Below are 23,904 nucleotides of genomic sequence, written 5' to 3'. Positions count from 1 at the left end.
AGGGTCGCCTTTCTTTTGCCTACGTTTCTTTGGCGAAGCAAAGAAAAGTAGGTCGGCCGCCGGGCCGAGACCCGGCCCCGGAACACAGCCCAGCCCAGAGCGAGTCAATTCAACACCCACATCAAAGTAGCGAGTGGAGGCACGCTGATCACGATCGAATCGGCCTTCCCATGCCAAGGCACCGAAGCACTCTCAACCACCCCATTCCCCACGCCACTCCCACCGTAAACCACCCCATCGGTATTGATGACCTCCCGGTAAGAACCAGCCACAGGCACCCCCAGCCGATACCCAAGCCGAGGCACAGGCGTGAAGTTGCAAACCACCACAACAACCCCCCCATCCCGAGCCCGCCGAACAAACGCAAACACCGACTGCGCCACATCGTCATGCACCAACCACTCGAACCCAGAGCCCTCATGGTCCAGCTCATGCAAAGCAGGAAAGTGCCGATACACGTTGTTCAGATCGCGCACCAACCGCCGCACCCCTTGATGCCCCGCATGCTCGAGCAAGTGCCAGTCCAGCCCGCGATCCGCATTCCACTCCGCGTACTGCGCAAACTCCCCGCCCATGAACAGCAGCTTCTTCCCCGGATAAGCCCAGAGGTACCCATACAGGTTGCGCAGCCCCGCGAACTTCTGCCATTCATCGCCGGGCATGCGCCCGATCATCGACCCCTTGCCGTGCACCACTTCGTCATGCGACAGCGGCAACACGAAGTTCTCGCTGTGCGCGTACATCAGCCCGAAGGTGATCTGCTGGTGATGGTGCTTGCGGTAGACCGGATCGGTCCCGGCATACGCCAGCGTGTCGTTCATCCACCCCATGTTCCACTTGTAGTGAAACCCCAGCCCGCCGTCTTCCGGCGGTCGCGTCACACCAGGAAAGCTCGTCGACTCTTCAGCGATCGTCACGGCCCCCGGACGCTCCACACCCACCACGCGGTTCATGCGGCGAAGGAAATCGATGGCCTCCAGGTTCTCGCGCCCGCCCTGTGCATTCGGCACCCACTCGCCGGCCTTGCGGCTGTAGTCGCGGTACAGCATCGAGGCCACCGCATCCACGCGCAGGCCGTCCACGCCGTAGCGCTCCAGCCAGTACAGCGCATTGCCGACGAGGTAGTTGCGCACCTCCGTGCGGGCGTAGTTGAAGATCAGCGTCTGCCAGTCGTTGTGGAAGCCCTCGCGCGGATCGGCGTACTCGTACAGCGCGGTGCCGTCGAAGTTGCCAAGGCCGTGCGCATCGGTCGGGAAATGCGCGGGCACCCAGTCGAGGATCACGCCCAGCCCCGCGGCATGCGCGGCTTCGACGAAATGGCGGAAGTCGCCGGGCGTGCCGAAGCGCGAGGTCGGCGCATACAGGCCGATGGGCTGGTAGCCCCACGAGCCGTCGAAGGGATGCTCGGTGATGGGCAGCAGCTCGATGTGCGTGAAGCCCATGTCGCGCACATAGGGCACGAGCGTGTCGGCCAGTTCGCGGTAGTCCAGCCATTCCTGGCCGTGGTGCTTGCGGCGCCACGAGCCCAGGTGCACTTCGTAGATGCTGATCGGAGCCTCGCGCGCATTGGCTTCGGCGCGCCCGGCGGGCATCGGCACGGGCGCGGGCAGCGGCGCCACGACGCAGGCGGTGCCGGGGCGCAGTTGCGACGAGAACGCGAAGGGGTCGGCCTTGCGCAGCACCTCGCCGCGCGACGACAGGATCTCGAACTCGTAGCTGTCGCCGGTCGCCACATGCGGCGCGAAGATCTCCCACACGCCGCACTCGCGGCGCAGCCGCATCATGTGGCGCCGGCCGTCCCAGTTGTTGAAGTCGCCGACCACCGACACGCGCCGCGCATTCGGCGCCCACACGGCAAAGGCCACGCCCTTCACGCCGTCGATCTCGCGCAGGTGCGCGCCCAGCCGCTCCCACGGCCGCAGGTGCGTGCCCTCGGCCAGCAGCCAGACGTCGGTCTCGCCGAGCACGAACGGAAAGCGGTACGGGTCTTCGAGCCGCGAGGCGTGCCCGGTCTCCCAGTCGACCTGGAACGAGTAGCCCATGCGCGCCTCGGCCGCGGGCACGAGGCCGCTGAACAGGTCGGAGCCCTCGTGCCGCGCAAGGATCGACAGCGGCCAGCCCGTGCGCGAATGCACCACGGCCACCTGCCGCGCGCCGGGCATCAGCGCGCGCACCTCGAGGCCGTCGGCGGTCTCGTGGGGGCCGAGCACGGCGAACGGGTCGCCATGCTCGGCGCGCATCAGCGCCTGGATGTCGGCAGCTTGGAGGAAGGGAGAAGAAGGGGGCATGGGGTTCAGCGTCCTCCTGCTTCGGCCGTCGTGCCGAAGCACACGCCATAAGGCGCCAATGTCAGCAGGGGTTTTGGATCGGCGGTGACGGTCGCGGTCGGCGCGAGCGGGTGGCCGGCCAGCGGCACCAGCGGCGCGGGCAAGGTAACCGAGACAGGTTCGATTCCTGTATTGAAGATCGCATGCAGCACCGCGTCCCCCTCGCTGCGCACGATGTGCAGCAGCGGCGCGGGCGCGTCGACGAACGCCAGCGCGCCCGTGCGCAGCAGCGGCTGGGTGCGCCGCCAGTGCAGCAGCGCGCGGCTGAAGGCGAGCATCGAGCCGGGGTCGGCTTCCTGTTGGTCGACGGCCAGCGGCAGGTGCGCGCCGTCCACCGGCAGCCAGGGCGTGCCGGTGCTGAAGCCGGCGTTGGGCGCCTCGGCGGTCCAGGGCATCGGCGTGCGGCAGCCGTCGCGGCCCTTGAACTCGGGCCAGAAGGCGCGGCCGTAGGGGTCTTGCAGCAATTCGAAGGGCACCTCGGCCTCGGGCAGGCCGAGCTCTTCGCCCTGGTAGAGGCTGGCGCTGCCGCGCAGCGCGAGCAGCAGCGCGAGCCAGAGCCGGTCGCGGCGGGTGTCGGGCGCGGTGCCGTCGCTCCAGCGCGTGGCGACGCGCGGCACGTCGTGGTTCGACACCGCCCAGCAGCCCCAGCCGCCCGTCACAGCCAATGCGGTGTCGAGCGATTCGACTTGGTGGCGCAGGTGCTTCGGGCTGTGGTCGGCGGTGAGCAGGCTGAAGCTGTAGGCCAGGTGCAGGCGCTTGCCGAGTTCGGTGTACTGCGCCATGACAGGCGGCGCGTTCTCGTCGCCGACCTCGCCCAGCGCGACCGCGCCGTAGCCGTCGAGCAGCTGGCGCAGGCGCTCGAGGAACACGAGGTTCTCGGGCTGGCTCTTGTCGTACAGGTGGACCTGCATCGCATACGGGTTGTCGGCGCGCACGGTGCTGACTTCGCCCATCGATTCGACCGTGGCGGGCGGGTTGTTGCGCAACAGTGCGTCGTGGAACTGGTGATTGCAGGCGTCGAAGCGAAAGCCGTCCACGCCGCGCTCGCACCAGAAGCGCACCTCGCCGAGCAGGGCGTCCTGCACGTCGGCGCAATGGAAGTTGAGATCGGGCTGCTCCGTGAGAAAGCTGTGCAGGTAGTACTGCTTGCGGCGCGAGTCCCATTGCCAGGCCGAGCCGCCGAAGACCGAGAGCCAGTTCGTGGGCGGCGTGCCGTCGGGCTTCGGGTCGGCCCAGACGTACCAGTCGGCCTTGGGGTTGTCGCGCGAGCTGCGGCTTTCGGCGAACCAGGCGTGCTGGTCGGAGGTGTGCGAGAGCACCTGGTCGATGATCAGCTTCAGGCCCAGCGCATGCATGCGTGCGCGCATCGCGTCGAAGTCGGCCAGCGTGCCGAACAGCGGATCGACCGCGCGGTAGTCGGCCACGTCGTAGCCGAAGTCCTTCATGGGGGAGCGGAAGAAGGGCGAGACCCAGACCGCGTCGACTCCCAGGCGGGCGACGTGGTCGAGCTTCGACGTGATGCCGGGCAGGTCGCCGACGCCGTCGCCGTTGCTGTCCATGAAGCTGCGTGGGTAGATCTGGTAGATCACCGCGCCCCGCCACCATTCGCCGTTGCTGCCGCTCATGCCTGCCCCTGTGGTCGAAATTCATTGTGGCATGCGAAATCCGGGCCAGCGGTACGCTGTGGCAGGCGGGCGCCGCGCGGAAGTGGGTAAATTCAGCAGGGCGGGGCGCTGCCGCCCCGACACCCGACCGATGACCACCGACGACACCGCCTTCTCTCCCTCTGCCCCACCCATCGGCCTCGCCGCGCTCGAACGCCGGCTCGCCCAGGACCTCGACTACCTGGGCTGGCCCGCCCGCGCCTGGGTGCCGCCGCGCCAGGTCGACGGCGAACCCGTGCTCGACGTGGCCATCATCGGCGGCGGCCAGGCCGGGCTGGCCGCGGCGGGCGCGCTGGCGCAGCAGGGCATCCGCGCGGTGGTCTTCGATCGCGCGCCGGCCGGGCGCGAAGGCCCCTGGGCCACCACGGCACGCATGGAAACCCTGCGCTCGCCCAAGGAGCTCACGGGCCCGGCGCTGGGGTTGTCCTCGCTGACCTTCCGCGCGTGGTTCGAGGCCCAGTTCGGCACCGAGGCCTGGGCCGCGATGGACAAGATCCCGCGCCTGCAATGGATGGACTACCTGGTCTGGTACCGCCGCGTGATGGGCGTGGATGTGCGCAACGACACCGCTGTTACTGGCTTGCAACCGCTGCCCGACGCCAGCGCCGTGCGCCTGGACCTGCGCACGCCCGAGGGCGTGCGCCGCGTGCTGGCGCGTCGCGTCGTGCTGGCCACCGGCCGCGACGGCCTGGGCGGCCCGGCCGTGCCGGCGTTCGTGGACGGCCTGCCGCGCGCGGCATGGGCGCATTCCTCCGACGAGATGGACTACGGCCGCCTGAAAGGCCTGCGCGTGGGCGTGGTCGGCGCGGGCTCCTCGGCCATGGACAGCGCCGCCACCGCGCTCGAGGCCGGCGCGCACAGCGTCGAGCTGCTGATCCGCCGGCCCGACCTGCCGCGCGTCAACAAGGGCAAGGGCGCCGGGGTGCCGGGGCTCACGCAGGGGCACTACGACCTGCCCGACGAACTGAAATGGCGCATCCGCCACTACATCAACGTGCTGAACGTGCCGCCGCCGCACGGCAGCACGCTGCGGGTGTCGCGGCACGCCAACGCCTTCTTCAACTTCGGCTGCCCCATCCTCGCCGTGGCGCCGCAGGGCGAGGCGCTGCGTGTCACCACGCCCAAGGGCGACTTCGAGTTCGACTTTTTGATCGTGTCGACCGGTTTCCAGGTCGACTGGGCCGCTCGCCCCGAATTCGCAGGCATTGCAGCGCACATTCGTACCTGGAAAGACCGTTTTACGCCCGCGCCCGGTGATGAAGACCGCGAGCTGACCGATTCGCCCGACCTCGGGCCGGCCTTCGAATTCCAGGAAAACGCGCCCGGTGCCTGTCCGGGCCTCGCGCGCATCCACTGCTTCTGCTACCCGGCGGCGCTGTCGCACGGCACGGTGTCGGGCGACATTCCCGCCATCAGCGACGGCGCGCGGCGCCTGGCGGCGGGGCTGGCCAGCCTGTTCTACCGGGAAGATGCGGCCCACCACTGGGCGAATCTGGAGGCCTACAGCGAGCCGGAACTGTTCGGCGACGAGTGGACGCCCGCCCCGCCGCCGCAGGAAAGGGCCTGATTCCGGCATGGGGCCCGGGGGACGATCACGCACGGCGCGATAATCCGCCTTCCCGGCCGCCGTCGAGCCGGGCCCTGCCGAGATGTCATGAACCCCAGCTACAAACCCAGCGACGTCGAGTCCGCTGCCCAGGCGCAATGGCGCGCCGCCGATGTCTACCGTGTCACCGAGGACGCGAGCCGCAAGAAGTACTACGCCTGCTCGATGCTGCCGTACCCGAGCGGCAAGCTGCACATGGGCCACGTGCGCAACTACACGATCAACGACATGCTCACGCGCTACCTGCGCATGAGCGGCTACAACGTGCTGATGCCCATGGGCTGGGACGCCTTCGGCCTGCCGGCCGAGAACGCGGCGCTGAAGAACGGCGTGCCACCGGCCAAGTGGACCTACGAGAACATCGCCTACATGAAGGGCCAGCTCCAGGCCATGGGCCTGGCGATCGACTGGAGCCGCGAGATCGCCACCTGCGATCCGAGCTACTACAAGTGGAACCAGTGGCTGTTCCTGAAGATGCTCGAAAAGGGCATCGCCTACCGCAAGACCCAGGTCGTGAATTGGGACCCGGTCGACCAGACCGTGCTGGCCAACGAGCAGGTGATCGACGGCAAGGGCTGGCGCACCGGCGCCACCGTCGAGCGCCGCGAGATCCCGGGCTACTACCTGAAGATCAGCGACTACGCCGAAGAACTGCTCGAGCACACGCAACACAAGCTGCCGGGCTGGCCCGAGCGCGTCAAGCTCATGCAGGAAAACTGGATCGGCAAGAGCGAGGGCCTGCGCTTCGCCTTCACGCATGACATCCGGGACGCGGGCGGCAAGCTCATCCAGGACGGCCGCATGTACGTGTTCACCACGCGCGCCGACACCATCATGGGCGTCACCTTCTGCGCCGTCGCGCCCGAGCATCCGCTGGCCGCGCACGCCGCCACGCTCGACCCGAAGGTCGCGGCCTTCATCGAAGAATGCAAGGGTGGCGGCACGACCGAGGCCGAGCTCGCCACGCAAGAGAAGAAGGGCGTGCCCACGGGCCTGACCGTGAAGCACCCGATCACCGACGAGCAGGTGCCGGTCTGGGTCGGCAACTACGTGCTCATCGGCTACGGCGACGGCGCCGTGATGGGCGTGCCCGCGCACGACGAGCGCGACTTCGCCTTCGCCAACAAGTACGGCATCGAGATCATCCAGGTCGTGCTGGTCGACGACGAGCCGCACTTCGACTATCACAAGTGGCAGGACTGGTACGGCGACAAGCAGCGCGGCGTGACCATCAATTCCGACAACTTCAGCGGCATGACCTACAAGGAGGCCGTGGCCGCCGTGGCGCATGCGCTGGGCCAGAAGGACCTGGGCGAGCTGCAGACCACCTGGCGCCTGCGCGACTGGGGCGTGAGCCGCCAGCGCTACTGGGGCACGCCGATCCCGATCATCCATTGCGAAGAACACGGCGCGGTGCCGGTCCCCGAAAAGGACCTGCCCGTGGTGCTGCCGACCGACTGCGTGCCCGACGGCTCGGGCAACCCGCTGGCCAAGCACGAAGGCTTCCACGCCGGCGTGGTGTGCCCGGTGTGCGGCAAGGCCGCGCGGCGCGAGACCGACACGATGGACACCTTCGTCGATTCGTCGTGGTACTTCATGCGCTACTGCGACCCGACCAACGACAAGGCCATGGTCGCCGAGGGCGCCGACTACTGGATGCCGATGGACCAGTACATCGGTGGCATCGAGCACGCGATCCTGCACTTGCTGTACGCGCGCTTCTGGACCAAGGTCATGCGCGACCTCGGCCTCGTGAAGGCCGACGAGCCCTTCGCCAAGCTGCTCACGCAGGGCATGGTGCTCAACCACATCTTCTACAAGCGCAACGAGAAGGGCGGCAAGGACTACTTCCCGCCGCTCGAAGTCACGGCGGTGCTCGACGCGCAGGGCCGCATCACTGGCGGCACGCTGGCCGACGGCACCAAGGTCGAGTACGGCGGCGTGGGCAAGATGGGCAAGAGCGAACGCAACGGCGTCGATCCGCAGGACCTGATCGAGAAGTACGGCGCCGACACCGCGCGCCTGTACACCATGTTCACTGCGCCGCCCGAAGCCACGCTCGAGTGGAACGATGCGGCCGTCGAAGGCAGCTACCGCTTCCTGCGCCGCGTGTGGAACTACGGCGTGGCCCAGGCCGACGTGGCGCCGGTGGCGCTCGCCGGCCAGAGCTTCGGCAAGCCCGCCCAGGCGCTGCGCCGCGAGGTGCACACCGTGCTGCGCCAGATCGACTACGACTACCAGCGCATGCAATACAACACGGTGGTGTCGGGCGCGATGAAGCTGCTCAACGCGCTCGAAGGCTTCAAGTCCGACGGCAGCGCGGGCGACGCAGCTGCCGCGCGCGAGGGCTTCGGCATCCTGCTGCGCTGCCTGTACCCGGCCACGCCGCACATCGCGCACCAGCTGTGGCAGCAGCTCGGCTACGACAAGGCCTCGGGCGACCTGCTCGACGCCCCCTGGCCCGTGGTCGACGTGGCCGCGCTGGCGCAGGACGAGGTCGAGCTCATGCTGCAGGTCAACGGCAAGCTGCGCGGCAAGCTGCTGGTGCCCGCCGGCGCCTCGAAGGACGAGATCGAGCGGCTGGCGCTCGCCTGCGACGACTTCGTCAACTTCGCCGAAGGCGCGCCGGCCAAGCGCGTGATCGTGGTGCCCGGGCGCCTGGTCAACGTGGTCATCTGAACCCGACACTGCAGAACGACGGAAACGACAGACGCATGAACATTCGCAATGCCTCGCAGCCGCGCCGCGGCTTTCTCCTGGGCCTCGGCGTGGCAGGCGCTTCGCTGGCCCTGTCCGGCTGCGGCTTCGCGCTGCGCAAGGCGCCGAACTTCGCGTTCAAGACGCTGTCGCTCGAAGGCAATACGGCGCTCATCAACCAGCTGCGGCGCGAGCTGCGCGCGGCCGGCAACGTGACGCTGGTGCCCAAGGAAGAGGCGAGCACCGCCGACGCCGTGCTCGTGGTGCTGGGCGAAGACCGCGACCGCTTCGTCATCTCGACCAACTCCGCCGGCCTGGTGCGCGAGGTGCAGCTGCGCCTGCGCGCCCGCTTCAGCCTGCGCACGCCGGGCGGCAAGGAATTGCTGGCCGCGTCCGAGGTCTCGCAGACGCGCGACCTGAGCTTCAACGAAACCAATGCGCTGGCCAAGGAGAGCGAGGCCGACCTGCTGTTCCGCGACATGCAGGCCGACATCGCGCAGCAGCTGATGCGCCGGCTGGCGGCGGTGCAGTCCCTGTAAGCGTCGCTTCCGTTCTTTTTTCAATGCAACTTGCCAGTGCCCAGCTCGGCGCCCACCTGCAAAAGGGCCTGAAGCCGCTTTACACGATCCACGGCGACGAGCCCCTGCTCGCGCAGGAGGCGGCCGACGCCATCCGCGCCGCCGCGCGCGCCCAGGGCCACACCGAGCGCAGCTCGTACACCGTGGCCGGCGCGCACTTCGACTGGAGCGCGGTGCTGGCGGCGGGGGGCTCGCTTTCGCTCTTCGCCGACAAGCAGATCGTCGAGATCCGCATTCCCTCGGGCAAGCCCGGCAAGGACGGCAGCGTCGCCCTGCAGCAGCTGGCCGAGGGCGCGCCCGGCAACGACAGCACGCTCACGCTGGTGATGCTGCCGCGCCTGGACAAGGCCACGCGCACCGGCGCGTGGTTCTCGGCGCTGGAGAACAACGGCGTGAGCATCCAGGTCGACCCGATCGAGCGCGCCGCGCTGCCGCAATGGATCGCGCAGCGCCTGGGGCTGCAGAACCAGCGCGTGATGCCCGGCGACGAAGGCCAGCGCACGCTGCAGTTCTTTGCCGACCGCGTCGAAGGCAACCTGCTCGCCGCGCACCAGGAAATCCAGAAGCTCGCGCTGCTGCATCCGGCGGGCGAGCTGAGCTGGGAGCAGGTCGAGGGCGCCGTCAACAACGTGGCGCGCTACGACGTGTTCAAGCTGTCCGAGGCCGTGCTGGCCGGCAACCCGCAGCGCGTGGCGCGCATGCTCGACGGCCTGCAGGCCGAGGGCGAGGCCGAGGTGCTGGTGCATTACACGATCGCCGAGGACATCCGCGCCCTCAAGCGCGTGAAGGACGCCATGGCCGCCGGCCGTCCGCTGCCGATGGCGCTGCGTGAGAACCGCATCTGGGGCCCGCGCGAGCGCGCCTTCGAGCGCGTGCTGCCGCGCCTGGACGACCGCATGCTGACCCGGCTGCTGCGCGCGGCCCACTTGGTCGACGGCATCTGCAAGGGCCTGAAGCAGCCCGACTGGCCCGCCAGCGGCTGGCAGGCGCTGCAGCGGCTGGCGCTGATGCTGTGCCGCGCCTGCAGCACGGCCGCCGCGCCGCGTCGCGCCTGACGTCGATCGCCATCAAAAGGCCCGCGTCAGCCGGGCCGAAGGTCCGCGTGGGAAAATGCCGGTCATGAACGCGTTCAACGTCAGCGAGCACATGCAGACCCTCGGTCTGCAAGCCAAAGCCGCTGCATTCCTCATGGCCCGTGCGGATGCAGCTACCAAAAACAGAGCACTGAAGGCGCTGGCCCGGCGCCTGCGCGAAGCCGGCCCCGCGCTGGCCGTCGCCAATCAAAAGGACCTGGAGCGCGCCACGGCCGCCGGCCTGTCGGCCCCGATGGTCGACCGGCTCAAGCTCACGCCCAAGGTCCTGGAGACCGTGGCCGAGGGCTGCGAGCAGCTGGCCGGCATGGCCGACGTGATCGGCGAGATCATCGGCATGAAGCAGCAGCCCAGCGGCATCCGCGTGGGCCAGATGCGCGTGCCGATCGGCGTCTTCGGCATGATCTACGAGAGCCGCCCCAACGTGACCATCGAGGCCGCGAGCCTGGCGATCAAGTCGGGCAACGCCGCCATCCTGCGCGGCGGCTCGGAAGCCATCGACTCGAACAAGGCGCTGGCGCTGCTGGTGTCCGAGGCGCTGGCCGAAGCCGGCCTGCCGGTCGATGCGGTGCAACTGGTGCAGACCACCGACCGCGAGGCCGTGGGCCAGCTCATCGCCATGCCCGAGTTCGTCGACGTGATCATTCCGCGCGGCGGCAAGGGCCTGATCGAGCGCATCAGCCGCGACGCCAAGGTGCCCGTCATCAAGCACCTGGACGGCAACTGCCACGTCTACGTGGACGACACGGCTGAGTTCGACATGGCGCTGCGCATCGTCGACAACGCCAAGACCCAGAAGTACAGCCCCTGCAACGCCGCCGAAGGCCTGCTGGTGGCGGCCTCGGTGGCCGACCACTTCCTGCCCGAGATCGCCGCCATCTTCGCCGCCAAGGGCGTCGAGATGCGCTGCGACCCGGCCGCCGCCGCGATCCTGCGCGCCAGCGAGGCGCACCATCCGCAGGCGAAGGTGATCGATGCGGTCGAGTCCGACTGGTCCGAGGAGTACCTGGCCGCCGTCATCAGCATCAAGGTGGTGGCGGGGCTGGACGAGGCCATTGCGCACATCAACCGCTACTCGAGCCACCACACCGACGCCATCGTCACGCGCGACCACATCAACGCCCAGCGCTTCCTGCGCGAGGTCGATTCGGCCAGCGTGATGGTAAATGCGAGCACACGCTTCGCGGACGGCTTCGAGTACGGGCTGGGCGCCGAAATCGGCATCAGCACCGACAAGTTCCACGCGCGCGGCCCGGTCGGCATCGAAGGCCTGACCTCGCTCAAGTACGTGGTGCTGGGGCAGGGCGAAGTCCGCGGTTAATCGGGGTCCGAAGGGCCGGGGCCATCGGGCCGGCGGCGCGGCGAGGCCCGTGCCGCGGTGTTCTTGCAACGTGTGTTGTGGATTGGGGTGCTTTGTTCTCTTTGGCTGCTTGTCATCGGGCGCGCCATCCCCAAATCCTACAATTCCACTCCACCTTTAAGCACAAAACCAACAAGGCCGCTGCATGGTTCCGCATCTCGTCACTGCCCTGACCGGCCCGATCAACGAACTGGAGCAGCGGGTGCTCGACTCGATGCCCGCCATCGAGCGCTGGTTCCGCCTCGAGTGGATGGAGCACACGCCGCCGTTCTACAGCGCCGTCGACATCCGCAACGCGGGCTTCAAGCTCGCCCCGGTCGACACCAACCTGTTCCCCGGTGGCTGGAACAACCTCACCAAGGAAATGCTGCCGCTGGCGGTGCAGGCCGCGCAGGCGGCCATCGAGAAGATCTGTCCGGAGGCGCGCAACCTGCTCGTCATTCCTGAAAACCACTCGAAAAACACCTTTTATCTCGCCAACGTCGCGCAACTGGTGCGCATCTTCCATATGGCGGGCCTCAATGTGCGCATCGGCTCGATCGATCCGGCCATCAAGTCGCCCAAGAAGATCGAGCTGCCCAACGGCGAGACCGTGACGCTCGAACCGGTGGTGCGCTCCAAGCGCCGCCTGGGCCTGAAGAACTTCGATCCCTGCACAATTTTGCTCAACAACGAGCTTTCTGCAGGAACGCCCGGCATCCTCGAAGACCTGCACGAGCAGTACCTGCTGCCGCCGCTGCACGCGGGCTGGTCGGTGCGTCGCAAGAGCAACCACCTGCACAGCTACGAAGAGCTGTGCAAGCGCTTCGGCAAGCTGCTGGGCATCGACCCGTGGCTCATCAACCCGATCTACGCGCGCGCCGAAGGCGTCGACGTGGCCGAGGGCCGCGGCATCGACGTGCTCACCAGCCATGTCGACGCGGTGCTCACCAAGGTGCGCCGCAAGTACAAGGAATACGGCATCAACGAGAAGCCCTTCGTGGTCGTCAAGGGCGGCCACAGCGGCAGCGGCAGCCCCGGCGTCGTGACCGTGCGCGACGCCAAGGAGGTCGAGGCGCTGATCGGCAAGTCGCGCACCGCCACCTCGTCGCCCGCCAAGACCAGCGCCGGGCGCGACCTGCGCGAGCCCACCGAGCTGATCGTGCAGGAAGGCGTGCTCACCAACGAGCGCGTGCACAACGGCGTGGCCGAGCCCGTGGTCTACATGATGGACCGCTACGTGGTGGGCGGTTTCTACCGCGTGCACGCCGAGCGCGCCGCCGACGAGAACCTCAAGCAGCCGGGCGCCAGCTACGTGCCGCTGGCCTTCTCGGAAAGCGCGCAGCTGCCGCAGCCGGGCGCCAAGCCCGGCGCCAGCGCCCCCAACCGTTTTTACATGTATGGCGTGGTGGGCCGTCTGGCCATGGTCGCGGCCAGTTACGAGATGGAAGCGACCGACCCGGACGCCGAAATCTACGAATGAGCGGCGGGGGCGGGTTGCGGCGTCGGCGGGCAACGGCAAAATAGCGGCCCCACAGCAACGGAACCAAAAGGGCGGAGGGATGCGCGGCGCGGCCGCGGCACCCCGGCGTGACTGACGCGTCGATCATTGCGAGCCAACCTTTTCCCATCGACCCCCGTGTCAGCCCCCAAAAACATCTCTGCCGGCCTCATCGTCGGCGCCATCGGCGTCGTCTACGGCGACATCGGCACCAGCGTTCTCTATGCGGTCAAGGAAGTCTTCGGTCACGGCCATGTGCCGTTCACCGTGGAGAACGTCTACGGCATCCTGTCGATGTTCTTCTGGACCCTCACGGTCATCGTGTCGATCAAGTACGTCGTGCTCGTGCTGCGCGCCGACAACGAAGGCGAGGGCGGCCTGGTCGCGATGCTCGCGCTGGCCTCCCAGGCCGTGGCCGACAAGCCGAGGCTGCGCCAGCTGCTCTTGATCGTCGGCATCTTCGGCACCTCGCTGTTCTATGGCGACGGCGTGATCACGCCGGCCATCTCGGTGCTGTCGGCGGTCGAGGGCCTGGAGGTGGTGTCGCCGCACTTCAAGCACTACGTGATCCCGATCACTCTGGTCGTGCTGTTCTGCCTGTTCGCGGTGCAAAAGCGCGGCACGGCGGGCATCGGCAAGTTCTTCGGCCCCGTCACGCTGGCGTGGTTCGCGGCCATCGCCGTGCTGGGCGTGTGGCAGATCGCGCACCACCCCGAGATCATCAAGGCGCTGAACCCCTGGTACGCGCTGAAGTTCATCTGGGACAACCCGGGCACCAGCTTCATCCTGCTGGGCGCCATGGTGCTGTGCGTGACCGGCGCCGAGGCGCTGTACGCCGACCTGGGCCACTTCGGCAAGAAACCGATCCGCATCGCGTGGTTCTCGGTCGTCATGCCGGCGCTCACGCTCAACTACCTAGGCCAGGGCGCGCTGCTGCTGGAGAACCCCGAGGCCGTGAAGAACCCGTTCTTCATGATGGCGCCTGAATGGGCCCTCATTCCGCTGGTGCTGCTGGCCACGCTCTCGACGGTGATCGCCTCGCAGGCGCTCATCACCGGCGCCTTCAGCGTCACGCGCCAGGTGATCCAGCTGGGCTACCTGCCCCGCCTGAACATCGAGCACACCAGCGTGCGCACCGCGGGCCAGATCTACATTCCGCTGGTCAACTGGGGCCTGTTTGTGGCCATCGTGATGGCGGTCGTGATGTTCCGCACCTCGAGCAGCCTGGCCGCGGCCTACGGCATCGCCGTGACCACCGACATGCTGATCACCACGATCCTGACCTTCTTCGTGATCCGCTACGCGTGGAAGCTGCCGCTGGCGCTGTGCATCGCCTCGACCGCGATTTTCTTCGTGGTCGACTTCCTGTTCTTCGCTTCGAACCTGCTCAAGCTGTTCGAAGGCGGCTGGTTCCCGCTGCTGATCGGCGGCGCCGTGTTCACGCTGATGGTCACCTGGAAGGAAGGTCGCCGCCTCATGGGCGAGGCGCAGCACGCCGACGCGATCGACCTGAAGTCCTTCCTCGGCTCGGTGTTCATGAGCCCGCCCGCGCGCGTGGACGGCACGGCCGTGTTCCTCACGGCCGAACCGGGCGTGGTGCCCAACGCGCTGCTGCACAACCTCAAGCACAACAAGGTGCTGCACGAGCAGAACATGTTCGTCACCGTGCGCAACCACGAGGTGCCCTGGATTCCGATGGACAAGCGCATCGAGATCGAGGCGCTGGGCAACCACTGCTGGCAGGTGATCGTGCACTACGGCTTCAAGAACGACATCGACCTGCCGCGCGCGCTCGACAACGCGCGCATGCGCGGCTGCCAGCTCGAGCCGATGACGACCAGCTACTTCCTCTCGCGCGACGTCGTGATCCCCACGCTGGGCAGCGGCATGGCGCCCTGGCGCGAGAAGCTGTTCGCGCAGATGCACCACAACGCGAGCGGCGCGGCGGCCTTCCTGGGCCTGCCCAACAACGCCGTGGTCGAGCTGGGTTCGAAGATCGAAATCTGAGGCCCGCGGCGCCACGCCGCGCGCCCCGGCAGAATCGCGGCATGCGATTCTTCAAGGACCTGAGCCTTTCGGCCTTCACCGCGGGCTTCGTCGCCGTGCTCGTGGGTTTCACGAGTTCGGTGGCCATCGTGTTCCAGGCCGCCCAGGCCTTCGGCGCCACGCCCGAGATGGTGGCCTCGTGGATGTGGGCACTGGGCATCGGCATGGGGCTGGCCTCGGCGCTGCCCTCGCTGTGGTGGCGCAAGCCCGTCATGATCGCCTGGAGCACCCCCGGTGCGGCCGTGCTGGCCGTGGCCGGCGCGGGCTACGGCATGGGCGAGGCGGTGGGCGCCTTCATCGTCTGCGCGGTGCTGATCGTGCTCGCGGGTGCCACGGGCTGGTTCGAGCGCGTGATGAACAAGATCCCGATGGCCATCGCCTCGGCGCTTCTGGCCGGCGTGCTCGCGCGCTTCGGCATTTCGGCCTTCACGGCGGCGCAGACCGCGCTGCCGCTGGTGCTGCTGATGCTCGCCACCTACCTCCTGGGCAAGCGCCTGCTGCCGCGCTACGCGGTGCCGCTCACGCTGCTGGTGGCCATCGCCTTCACGGCCGCGCGCGGCGAGCTGGCGTGGTCGACTGTGCACTTCTCGCTCACCTGGCCGGTGTTCACGGCGCCGGTGTTCACCTGGCAGGCCATCGTGAGCCTGGCGCTGCCGCTGTTCGTCGTGACCATGGCTTCGCAGAACCTGCCCGGCGTGGCGGCGATCCGCGCCAGCGGCTACAGCGACCTGCCGGTCAGCAAGCTCATCACGATCAGCGGCCTCGCCACGCTGGTGCTCGCGCCCTTCGGCGCCTTCGCGCTCAACCTGAGCGCGATCACGGCCGCCATGTGCATGGGCCGCGAGGCGCACGAAGACCCGGCGCGGCGCTACACGGCGGCCGTGAGCTGCGGCGCCATCTACGTGGTGATCGGCCTGTTCGGCGCGGCCGTCACGGGCCTGCTGACGGCCTTTCCGAAAGAACTGGTCGCGGCCATCGCCGGGCTGGCGCTGCTGGGCACCATCGGCGGCGGGCTGGCGGCAGCGGTGCGCGACGAGGCGCACCGCGAGGCCGCGCTCATCACCTTCCTGGTCACGCTCTCGGGCGTGACGCTGGCCGGCATCGGCTCCGCCTTCTGGGGCGTGGTGGCCGGCGCGGTGGCGCTGGCGGTGCAGCAGGTCGGCCGCGCACAGGTGCCAGTTGAAAAAGCCCCGGCCGGCAAGGACATCGCCGCTTCCGGCAACATGCCGCCAGAAACCCCCTCCACAGCCGCCGCTCCCGGCGCCGGAAAGAACGCCTGATGAAAAACATCCTCTTCGTCGCCGACCCGCTCGATCACTTCAAGATCTACAAGGACACGACCTTCTCGATGATGCGCGAGGCCCAGCGCCGCGGCCACCGCATCGCGGCCTGCCTGCCGCAGGACATCCAGTGGACCTCCGGCGGGCGCGTCTCGGCGGTGGTGCAGCAGATCACGCTGACGGGTGACCCGAAGGACTGGTACCGCGTCGACATCGTCGAATCGAAGGCGCTGAAGGACTTCGACGCCGTGCTGATGCGCAAGGACCCGCCCTTCGACGCCGAGTACATCTACTCGACGCACCTGCTGCAGCAGGCCGAGCGCGAGGGCGCGAAGGTGGTCAACTCGCCGCGTGCGCTGCGCGACCACCCCGAGAAGCTCGCGATCATGGAGTTTCCGCAGTTCGTCACGCCCACGCTGGTCACGCGCAGCGCGCAGGCCGTGCGCGACTTCCATGCCGAGCACGGCGACATCATCCTCAAGCCGCTCGACGGCATGGGCGGCATGGGCATCTTCCGCGTCAAGCAGGATGCGCTGAACCTCGGCTCCATCGTCGAGACGCTCAACAAGGACGGTGCCGAAACCATCATGGTGCAGCGCTTCGTGCCCGAGGTGACGCAGGGCGACAAGCGCATCCTGATCATCGCGGGCGAGCCGGCGCCCTTCGTGCTGGCGCGCATTCCGCAGGGCACGGAGGTGCGCGGCAACCTCGCGGCCGGCGGCAAGGGCGTGGCCCAGCCGCTCACGGCGCGCAACCGCGAGATCGCCGAAGCCATCGGCAAGGTGCTCGCGCCGCGCGGCCTGCTGCTGATCGGGCTCGACGTGATCGGCGACTCGGTCACCGAGATCAACGTGACCAGCCCGACCTGCTTTCAGGAGATCACCGAACAGACCGGCTTCGACGTGCCGAAGATGTTCATCGATGCGCTCGAGGCGCACCTGGCCTCGGCCTGATCAGAAGTCGACCGACGCCGACAGCGTGAAGGTGCGCGGCGCGCCGAGCACCAGGTAGCCGTTGTTCGGGTAGCCGCCCACCGAGGCCCAGTAGTTGCGGTTGGTCAGGTTGTCGATGCGCGCGCGCAGCGTCACCAGCTTGCCGGCCACCTCGGTGAGGTAGCGCGCGCCGACATCGAAGCGCGTCCAGCCCGGCACGCGCAGCGTGTTGGCGGCGTCGGCGTAGCTCGGGCCCGTGGACACCACGCGGCCGTCCAGCGACAGGCCGCGCACGCCCGGCACGTCCCATTCCACACCCAGGGTGCCCTGCGTCTTCGCGATGCCGATGACGCGGCGGCCGTCGGTCGTGGCGTCGCCCGTGGCGCGCTGCTTGGCGTCCAGGAAGGTGATGCCGCCCATCAGGCGCACGCCCTTGGCTGCTTCGCCGAACGCGGTCAGCTCCAGGCCCTGGTGGCGGTCGCGGCCTTCGGCCACGTAGTAGCCGGCGCTGTTGACGAGGGCGCGCGGCTTGTCGGTGGTGAAGAAGGCCAGGCCGCCGCCGATGCGGCCGCCGTCGAACTTGATGCCGATCTCTTTCTGCTTGGACACATAGGGCGAGAGCTGCGTGCCCGCGTTGCGCACGGCGCCGGCGGTCGACACCGTGGGCGCGGTGTCGCCCTTGCTCAGGCCCTCGATGTAGTTCGCGTACAGCGACACCTGCGGCTGCAGCTTGAACACGAAGCCGGCCATCGGGCTGGTGCGGCTCTTCTCGTACGCGGTGGGCTTGCCGGTGTCGTAGGCGAAGTCGGTGCTTTCCAGCTTCTGGCGCCGCACGCCGAGCGTGAGCTGCGCGCGGTCGTCCAGGAAGGACAGCGTGTCGCCGATCGCCAGGCTGCTCAGGCGCGTCTGCGTCAGCAGCGCGGGGTTGTCCATGTCGTTGCCGCGGAACGCGCTCGCCGTGTAGGCCGGGATCGGGTAGCCGACGGGCGCATACAGGTTGGTCTTCAGGGGGTTGAAGAAGTCCCACTTGTAGGCGTTCTTCTCCTTGAGCTGGTAGTAGGAGTACGAGGCCACCACCGTGTGGTTCACCGGGCCGGTCGTGAACTTGCCGCGCACGCCGGCTTCGGCCGTGCGGGTGCTGTCCTGGCGCTGGTTCTCGAAGCGCGACATGTTGCCCATGCCGAGGTTGTTCGTGAGCGTGAGGCCGGCCAGCGCATTGCCTTCGTGGCTCTTGCGCGCGCCGCCGGCGATCCAGGCCGTCACGTTGTCGGTGATGTCGTATTCGCCGCGCAGCGAGCCGAAGGTGTCGCGCTCGTTGGAGTAGGTCCAGGGCTGCGCGTAGTTCAGCTGGTTGTCGGGCGCGGACGGCACGCGCGTCACGCCGGCGCCGAGCGTCACGTTCGGGCGCGTGCGCGTGAGCCGGTGTTCCTGGTGGCCGAGGTCTGCCGAGATGCGCGCGTTGCGGCTGCGCCAGTCGAAGCCGACCGAGGCCACGTCGAGCTTGACCTGCTCGGCGTTCACGCCGGTGCCGCCGTCGCGGTGGGCTGCGTTCAGGCGCACGCCCAGGCTCTGATCGGGCCCGAAGCGGCGCGCGATGTCGGTCGACACATAGCTCTGCGAGCCGCTGGCCGTGCCCAAAGTGACCTGCGTGAGCGGGTCGTTCGGCGCGCGCTTGGGCAGCAGGTTGATGTTGCCGCCGATGCCGCCGCCCGTGGGCGTGGCGCCGTTCAGGAACGCGCTCGCGCCGCGCAGCACCTCGACGCGCTCGAACAGCTCCGACGAGATGTACTGGCGCGGCAGCAGGCCGTACAGGCCGTTGTACGCAATGTCGTCCGAATTCACCACGAAGCCGCGGATGAAGTACGACTCCTGGAAGTTGCCGAAGCCGCGCGCCACGCGCACCGAGGGGTCGTTCTGCAGCACGTCGGCCACGCTCTTGGCCTGCTGGTTCTGGATCAGCTCGTGCGTGTAGCTGGTGCTGGAGAAGGGCGAATCCATCATGTCCTGGTTGCCCAGGATGCCCACGCGCCCGCCGCGCGCCACCTGCCCGCCCGCGAAGGGCTTGGTGAGGCCTTCGGCCGAGGCGTCGGCGCTGGCTTCGACGGTGACGGTGCTCAGCGTGCCACTGGCGGGTTCGGCCGGCGGCGTCTGCGCCAGGGCCGTCAGGGCGTGAAGGGCCAGCAGCGAGGCGGCCACGGTCGGCCGGAGAAAGAAGCGGGGTGCGGGCATGAAAGATTGATCGGATGCAAATGAGAACAGTTATTGTTCATTGTTTGCACTCACTCATCGATACTTTCTTGCGCTGTTGCAAAAAAGTGTCAGCCAAAAGACTGAATGCCGGGCCTCAGCGTGGCATCCGTTGGCCGTCCACGAACACATGCAACTCGCCCGAGGCGAAGGGCGTCCAGGTCTCGTTGGTGGTGAGCGGCGCCGTCACCACCACGGCCACGCGGTCGGTGGGCGTGGTGTGCTGGGCGAAGTCGATCTCCAGGTCTTCGTCCGAGAGCTGCGCCGTCACGAAGGGGTGGCGGCGCTCCACGTACCAGAGGTTGGTGGAGGCATGCGCCCACAGCGCCTGCCCGTTGGACAGCATGAAGTTGAAGGTGCCGTGCGCCGCCAGCTGCGGCGCCAGTTCGCGCAGCGTGAGCGTGAGCTCCTCGACGCTGGGCACGCCCGCGTGCGACTTGGCCAGCTCCTGCATGATCCAGCAGAAGGCGTGCTCGCTGTCGGTGTTGCCCACCGGGTGGAAGTTGCCGTGCAGGCGCGGGCGGAAGTCCTTCAGGTCGCCGTTGTGGGCGAACACCCAGTAGCGGCCCCACAGCTCGCGCACGAAGGGGTGGCAGTTCTGCAGGTTGACCTCGCCCTGCGTCGCCTTGCGGATGTGCGCGATGACGTTGCGGCTTTGAATCGGGTAGCGCCGGATCAACTCCGCCACCGGCGACTCGCAGGCCGGCTGGTGGTCGACGAAGTGGCGCAGCCCGCGGTCCTCGAAGAACGCGATGCCCCAGCCGTCGGCATGGTGGTCGGTGCGGCCACCGCGCTGCGCGAACCCCGTGAAGCTGAAGGTCACGTCGGTCGGCGTGTTGCAGTTCATCCCTAGCAATTGGCACATGGCTGTGATTAGACCGCGATTCAGGATTTGGAGGAGGAGGCGGGCAGCCGCAGCCACCCGAGCACGCGTTCGGTGCCCAGATGCGTGCGCCCTTCAGCGAGCGCCAGCGGCAGGCGCTCGCGCGAGCTGCCGAAGGGCCCGGGGTTCTGCTGCACGATCTCGACCGCGTCGGCGTCCACGCGCGACACGATCGCCACATGGCCGTAGGGATTGAAGAGCCACGGCGCGAACACCACGATGTCGCCCACCGCCGGCGCACTCGCGCCGCCGTTGCGGTGCTGCACCAGGTTGCGCGCCGCGTTCAGCGCGCCATCGGCCACGGCCGCGTCGAAGAAGGCCTTGGCATGGCCACGCGCCTCGGGCATGCGGTGCTGGTGGCGCTCGTAGTAGTAGCGCTTGACGAACTCCACGCACTGCCAGCGCAGACCGATGTTGTAGCCGTCGGGCGTCACGCTGCGCCCGTCGACGTGGTTGATGGCGCCGTTGTAGTACACCGGCACGCCCTCGAACTGGTCGATCACCTCGCCGGGTGCGTGCGTCGGGTTGACGTTGAAGCGGCTCGCGGCCCACAGGCCGAGCAGGGCGACGAGGACGAGGGCGGAGAGAACGACGACGGTGCGGCGGGTGATGAAACGGGGCATGGACTCTGAAGCAGGACGCGCGGCCACGGGCCGGCAGCGACGAGCTTAGTCCATGCGACCGCCTCAGAGCCCGTGCAACGCCGCCATCTCGCCAATCAATTCACGCTGGAACGCATCGAAGCGCGCCGAGGGCTGCTGCAGCCCGAAGAAGTCGCTGAACGGGTCTTCCACCTCGGTGCGGTGGCCCGACAGTTCTTCCACCACCGCCAGCCCGCAGAAGGGCACGCAGGCTTCCGAGTAGCCGCCCTCGTGCACCACCACCACGCGCCCGTCGCAATGCTTCGCGGCCAGCGCGTTGACCTGCCGCATCATCTGGCGGAACGACTCGGGGTGCAGCTGCATGCGCGCCAGCGGATCGACGCCGTTGGCGTCCAGCCCGCTCGCCACCACGATCAGCTCGGGCTGGTAGCGGTCGATCACCGGCGTCACGATGCGCTCGAAGGCGTGCATGTAGGCCGCGTGCCCGCCGCCGGGCTGCAGCGGGATGTTCACGTTGAAGCCCAGCCCCGCGCCCGTGCCGCGGTCTTCGGCGCCGCTGTAGCCGGGCGGGAAGCAGTTCTCCTGGTGCAGCGACAGCGTGAGCACGTCGGGGCGGTCGTAGAAGATCTCCTGCGTGCCGTTGCCGTGGTGCACGTCCCAGTCGATCACGGCCACGCGGCCCAGGCCGTGGCGCGCCTTCATGGTCTCGATGGCCACTGCGATGTTGTTGAACAGGCAAAAGCCCATGCTGTGCTCGCGCAGGCAGTGGTGGCCCGGCGGACGCGTGAGCGCGAAGGCGTTGCGGTGGCGGCCCTGCAGCACGCTGTCCATCGCGGCAATGGCCAGCCCGGTCGAGAGCTTCGCGATCTCGTAGCTGCCCGGGCCGAAGGGCGCGACCTCGCCCAGGTCGCCGCCGCCGGCGTCGCTGGCGGCCTTGAACTTCTGCAGGTAGCCCGCAGGGTGCACGCGCTGCAGGTCTTCTTCGCTGGCCATCGGCGCGCTCAGCACGTCGAGCTGGGCGCTCAGGCCCGACACGTCCATCAGCGACTTGATGCGGCGCTTGGAGTCGGGCGACTCGGCCATGCCGCTGCCGGCCATGGGCTGCACCCAGCCGCCCACCGGCAGGAACAGGGCATGCAGCCCGCCGGGCACGTGCCAGAAGGTGCGTTCGTCGTGAAAGAAGGCGGTGGTCTTCATGCGGTGCGTCCTTGTTGCGTGGAGGGAGGAAGAGGTGCGGAAAGCGAGGCTTCGTCGCGCGGCGGCGGATGGCGCTGCACGCTCAGGCCGCGCCAGCCCCAGCGTTCACGCGCCAGCCCCCACAGGCCGCGCGGTGCCAGCAGCATGACCGCAATCGCGATGCAGCCCATCGCGATCAGGTACCAGCCGCCCGACATCGCGAACCAGGTGTTGAACAGCTCGCGCAGCCCGAAGTAGATGACCGTGCCGATCAGCGGCCCCTCGATGGTGCCGATGCCGCCGATGATCACGATGAACATCGCCGTCACCACCCAGTTGATGTCGAAGGCCGAGTCGGGCGAGACGAACATCGTCCCCATGAAGTGCGCCCCGCCGGCCAGCCCGAAGCCCAGCCCCGACAGCACGAAGGCGATGAAGCGGTTGCGCCACACGTTCACGCCGATGCTGGTGGCGGCCAGCTCGTTGTCGCGCACCGCCATCAGCCCCAGGCCGAAGGGCGAGCGCATCAGCAGGTACACGCCGGCCACCGCCGCCAGGCCGATGGCGCCCGAGATCCAGAACGCGTTCTGCTGGAAGGTCTCGGCCTCCACCAGCCGCACCGCCTGCAGCGGCACGCCCGACTCGCCGCCGAACAGCGGGAACTTGGCGACCAGCAGGCGCACGATCTCGGCCAGCACCCACATGCCGATCGAGAAGTAGGCATCGCGCAGGCGGAACATCAGCGGCGCCACCACGGCGGCCAGCAGCGCGCCGCCCAGGCCCGCCACCGGCACCATCCAGTAGGGCGAGATGCCCAGCCGGTCGGAGGCCACGAACAGCAGGTAGGCGCCGATGCCGGCAAAGGCCTGGTGGCCCATCGACACCAGCCCGGTGTAGCCGGCCAGCAGGTTCCACATCTGGGCCATGGCCAGCGTGATCAGCACCTCGCTGAGCAGGCGCAGCAGCCCGCCGTCGGCCACGGTGGGCGCGAACGCGATGGCAAGGGCCGCGGCGGTGAAGCCGATCCAGGGGGCGAGGGACGGAGGGCGCATCGAAGTCATCTCAGGTACGTGCGCCAGCGATGCCGTTGGGGCGCACCATCAGGACCGCGAAGAACAGCAGGTGGGCGTACAGCGCGCCCGCGTTGGAATCGAGCCGCTGGCCCACGAGCTGCGCCACGCCCAGCGCGATGCCGCCGACCAGCGCCCAGCGGAACGAGCCCAGGCCGCCGATGATCACGACCTCGAACGCGCCCAAGAGCCGCTCCACGCCCGAGAAGGGCGTGAACGAGGTGCGCAGCGCCAGCAGCAGCCCCGCCACCGACGCGAAGGCCAGCGACAGCCCCATCACCACCGCATACACATGGCGCGGGCGCACGCCCATCGTGCGCACGATCTCGCGGTGGTCCGAGGTGGCGCGCACCACCAGCCCGAAGCGCGAGTGCTGCAGCAGCCACTGCAGCGCACCGAAGGCCAGCACCGCGAGCACCAGCACCAGCACCGGGTACCAGCCGATGCGCAGCCCGCCGATCTCGAAGCCCGCCGTGGCCAGCGCGCCGCCGTCCAGCGCGCGCGGGTCGGCACCGAACAGCTCGACCATCAGGTTGCGCAGCACCACCGCGATGCCGAAGGTGACCAGCACCGGCGTGAGCGGATCGTCGGTGGCCACCGCGCGGTTCAGCAGCAGCCGCTGCAGCAGGTAGCCCATGCCGAAGGCCGCCAGCGCCACCGGCGCGATGAAGAAGAGCGGCGACACGCCGGGGAACTGCGTGGCCAAGAAGACCGCGAAGTACGCCGCGAGCACCACGAACTCGCCGTGCGCGAGGTTGACCATGCGCATCACGCCGAAGACCAGCGCCAGCCCGAGGCCGAAGAGCGCGTAGAGGCCGCCGAGCAGCACGCCGTTGATGAGGGTTTCGAGCCAGGCCATGGTGGG

The 23,904-nt window shown here is 68.5% G+C and carries 17 protein-coding genes; 9 read left to right on the top strand and 8 right to left on the bottom strand.

Annotation, left to right across the window (positions count from 1 at the left end; genetic code table 11):
• Positions 1-104 precede the first annotated feature (104 nt).
• Both glgB and AC1RAA_RS29400 read right to left on the bottom strand, forming a co-directional pair.
• A complete protein-coding gene (gene glgB, locus AC1RAA_RS29405) occupies positions 105-2,288 on the bottom strand; it encodes a 1,4-alpha-glucan branching protein GlgB (protein ID WP_492732399.1) in 2,184 nt (727 codons plus the stop codon).
• A gap of 5 nt (positions 2,289-2,293) precedes the next feature.
• Entirely contained in the window at positions 2,294-3,952 is a 1,659-nt protein-coding gene (locus AC1RAA_RS29400) for an alpha-amylase family glycosyl hydrolase (protein ID WP_492732398.1), read from the bottom strand.
• 130 nt (positions 3,953-4,082) lie between these two features.
• On the opposite strand from AC1RAA_RS29400, the gene AC1RAA_RS29395 reads away from it, so the two are divergent.
• From AC1RAA_RS29395 to gshB, 9 genes are all read left to right on the top strand, one after another.
• Positions 4,083-5,558 carry an FAD-dependent oxidoreductase gene (locus AC1RAA_RS29395; RefSeq protein WP_492732396.1) on the top strand — a complete coding sequence of 492 codons (1,476 nt, stop codon included), beginning with the start codon at positions 4,083-4,085 and terminating at the stop codon, positions 5,556-5,558.
• Between the two features lie 87 nt (positions 5,559-5,645).
• On the top strand, positions 5,646-8,276 hold the full coding sequence (gene leuS / locus AC1RAA_RS29390) for a leucine--tRNA ligase (RefSeq protein ID WP_492732395.1): 2,631 nt from the start codon (positions 5,646-5,648) through the stop codon (positions 8,274-8,276).
• A gap of 35 nt (positions 8,277-8,311) precedes the next feature.
• Complete coding sequence (locus AC1RAA_RS29385; protein ID WP_492732394.1) at positions 8,312-8,833, top strand: LPS-assembly lipoprotein LptE; 522 nt, start codon at positions 8,312-8,314, stop codon at positions 8,831-8,833.
• 23 nt (positions 8,834-8,856) lie between these two features.
• A complete protein-coding gene (holA, locus tag AC1RAA_RS29380; protein ID WP_062477727.1) occupies positions 8,857-9,927 on the top strand; it encodes a DNA polymerase III subunit delta in 1,071 nt (356 codons plus the stop codon).
• A gap of 64 nt (positions 9,928-9,991) precedes the next feature.
• Positions 9,992-11,284, top strand: a complete 1,293-nt coding sequence (locus AC1RAA_RS29375; RefSeq protein ID WP_307636103.1) for a glutamate-5-semialdehyde dehydrogenase — start codon at positions 9,992-9,994, stop codon at positions 11,282-11,284.
• A gap of 184 nt (positions 11,285-11,468) precedes the next feature.
• Positions 11,469-12,785, top strand: a complete 1,317-nt coding sequence (gene gshA / locus AC1RAA_RS29370) for a glutamate--cysteine ligase (protein ID WP_062477724.1) — start codon at positions 11,469-11,471, stop codon at positions 12,783-12,785.
• Positions 12,786-12,941: 156 nt separating this feature from the next.
• Complete coding sequence (locus AC1RAA_RS29365) at positions 12,942-14,810, top strand: potassium transporter Kup (protein WP_159273598.1); 1,869 nt, start codon at positions 12,942-12,944, stop codon at positions 14,808-14,810.
• A gap of 41 nt (positions 14,811-14,851) precedes the next feature.
• Positions 14,852-16,129 (top strand): benzoate/H(+) symporter BenE family transporter, encoded by a 1,278-nt coding sequence (locus tag AC1RAA_RS29360; protein ID WP_492732392.1) that lies wholly within the window; start codon positions 14,852-14,854, stop codon positions 16,127-16,129.
• Positions 16,129-17,082, top strand: coding sequence for a glutathione synthase (gene gshB / locus AC1RAA_RS29355; protein ID WP_095743317.1), 954 nt, complete (start codon positions 16,129-16,131; stop codon positions 17,080-17,082). Before AC1RAA_RS29360 ends, gshB begins: the two co-directional genes overlap by 1 nt.
• Here gshB and AC1RAA_RS29350 read toward each other — a convergent pair whose 3' ends face one another.
• The 6 genes from AC1RAA_RS29350 to AC1RAA_RS29325 all read right to left on the bottom strand — a co-directional run bounded on the left by AC1RAA_RS29350 (position 17,083) and on the right by AC1RAA_RS29325 (position 23,898).
• Positions 17,083-19,290, bottom strand: coding sequence for a TonB-dependent receptor (locus AC1RAA_RS29350; RefSeq protein ID WP_492732391.1), 2,208 nt, complete (start codon positions 19,288-19,290; stop codon positions 17,083-17,085).
• Positions 19,291-19,405: 115 nt separating this feature from the next.
• On the bottom strand, positions 19,406-20,173 hold the full coding sequence (locus AC1RAA_RS29345; protein WP_062477710.1) for a class II glutamine amidotransferase: 768 nt from the start codon (positions 20,171-20,173) through the stop codon (positions 19,406-19,408).
• 20 nt (positions 20,174-20,193) lie between these two features.
• Complete coding sequence (locus AC1RAA_RS29340; protein ID WP_492732390.1) at positions 20,194-20,814, bottom strand: CHAP domain-containing protein; 621 nt, start codon at positions 20,812-20,814, stop codon at positions 20,194-20,196.
• A 63-nt stretch (positions 20,815-20,877) separates the two neighbouring features.
• Positions 20,878-21,990 (bottom strand): class II histone deacetylase, encoded by a 1,113-nt coding sequence (locus AC1RAA_RS29335; protein WP_492732388.1) that lies wholly within the window; start codon positions 21,988-21,990, stop codon positions 20,878-20,880.
• Positions 21,987-23,021, bottom strand: a complete 1,035-nt coding sequence (locus AC1RAA_RS29330; RefSeq protein WP_492683475.1) for a branched-chain amino acid ABC transporter permease — start codon at positions 23,019-23,021, stop codon at positions 21,987-21,989. Before AC1RAA_RS29330 ends, AC1RAA_RS29335 begins: the two co-directional genes overlap by 4 nt.
• Positions 23,022-23,031: 10 nt before the next feature.
• Positions 23,032-23,898 (bottom strand): branched-chain amino acid ABC transporter permease, encoded by an 867-nt coding sequence (locus AC1RAA_RS29325; RefSeq protein ID WP_062477701.1) that lies wholly within the window; start codon positions 23,896-23,898, stop codon positions 23,032-23,034.
• Positions 23,899-23,904: the final 6 nt, after the last annotated feature.

This window comes from Variovorax sp. GW823-FHT04F07 (assembly GCF_058795995.1).
The sequence above is the reverse complement of the archived record's forward strand: the minus strand, read 5'-3'. Positions and strand labels throughout refer to the sequence as shown.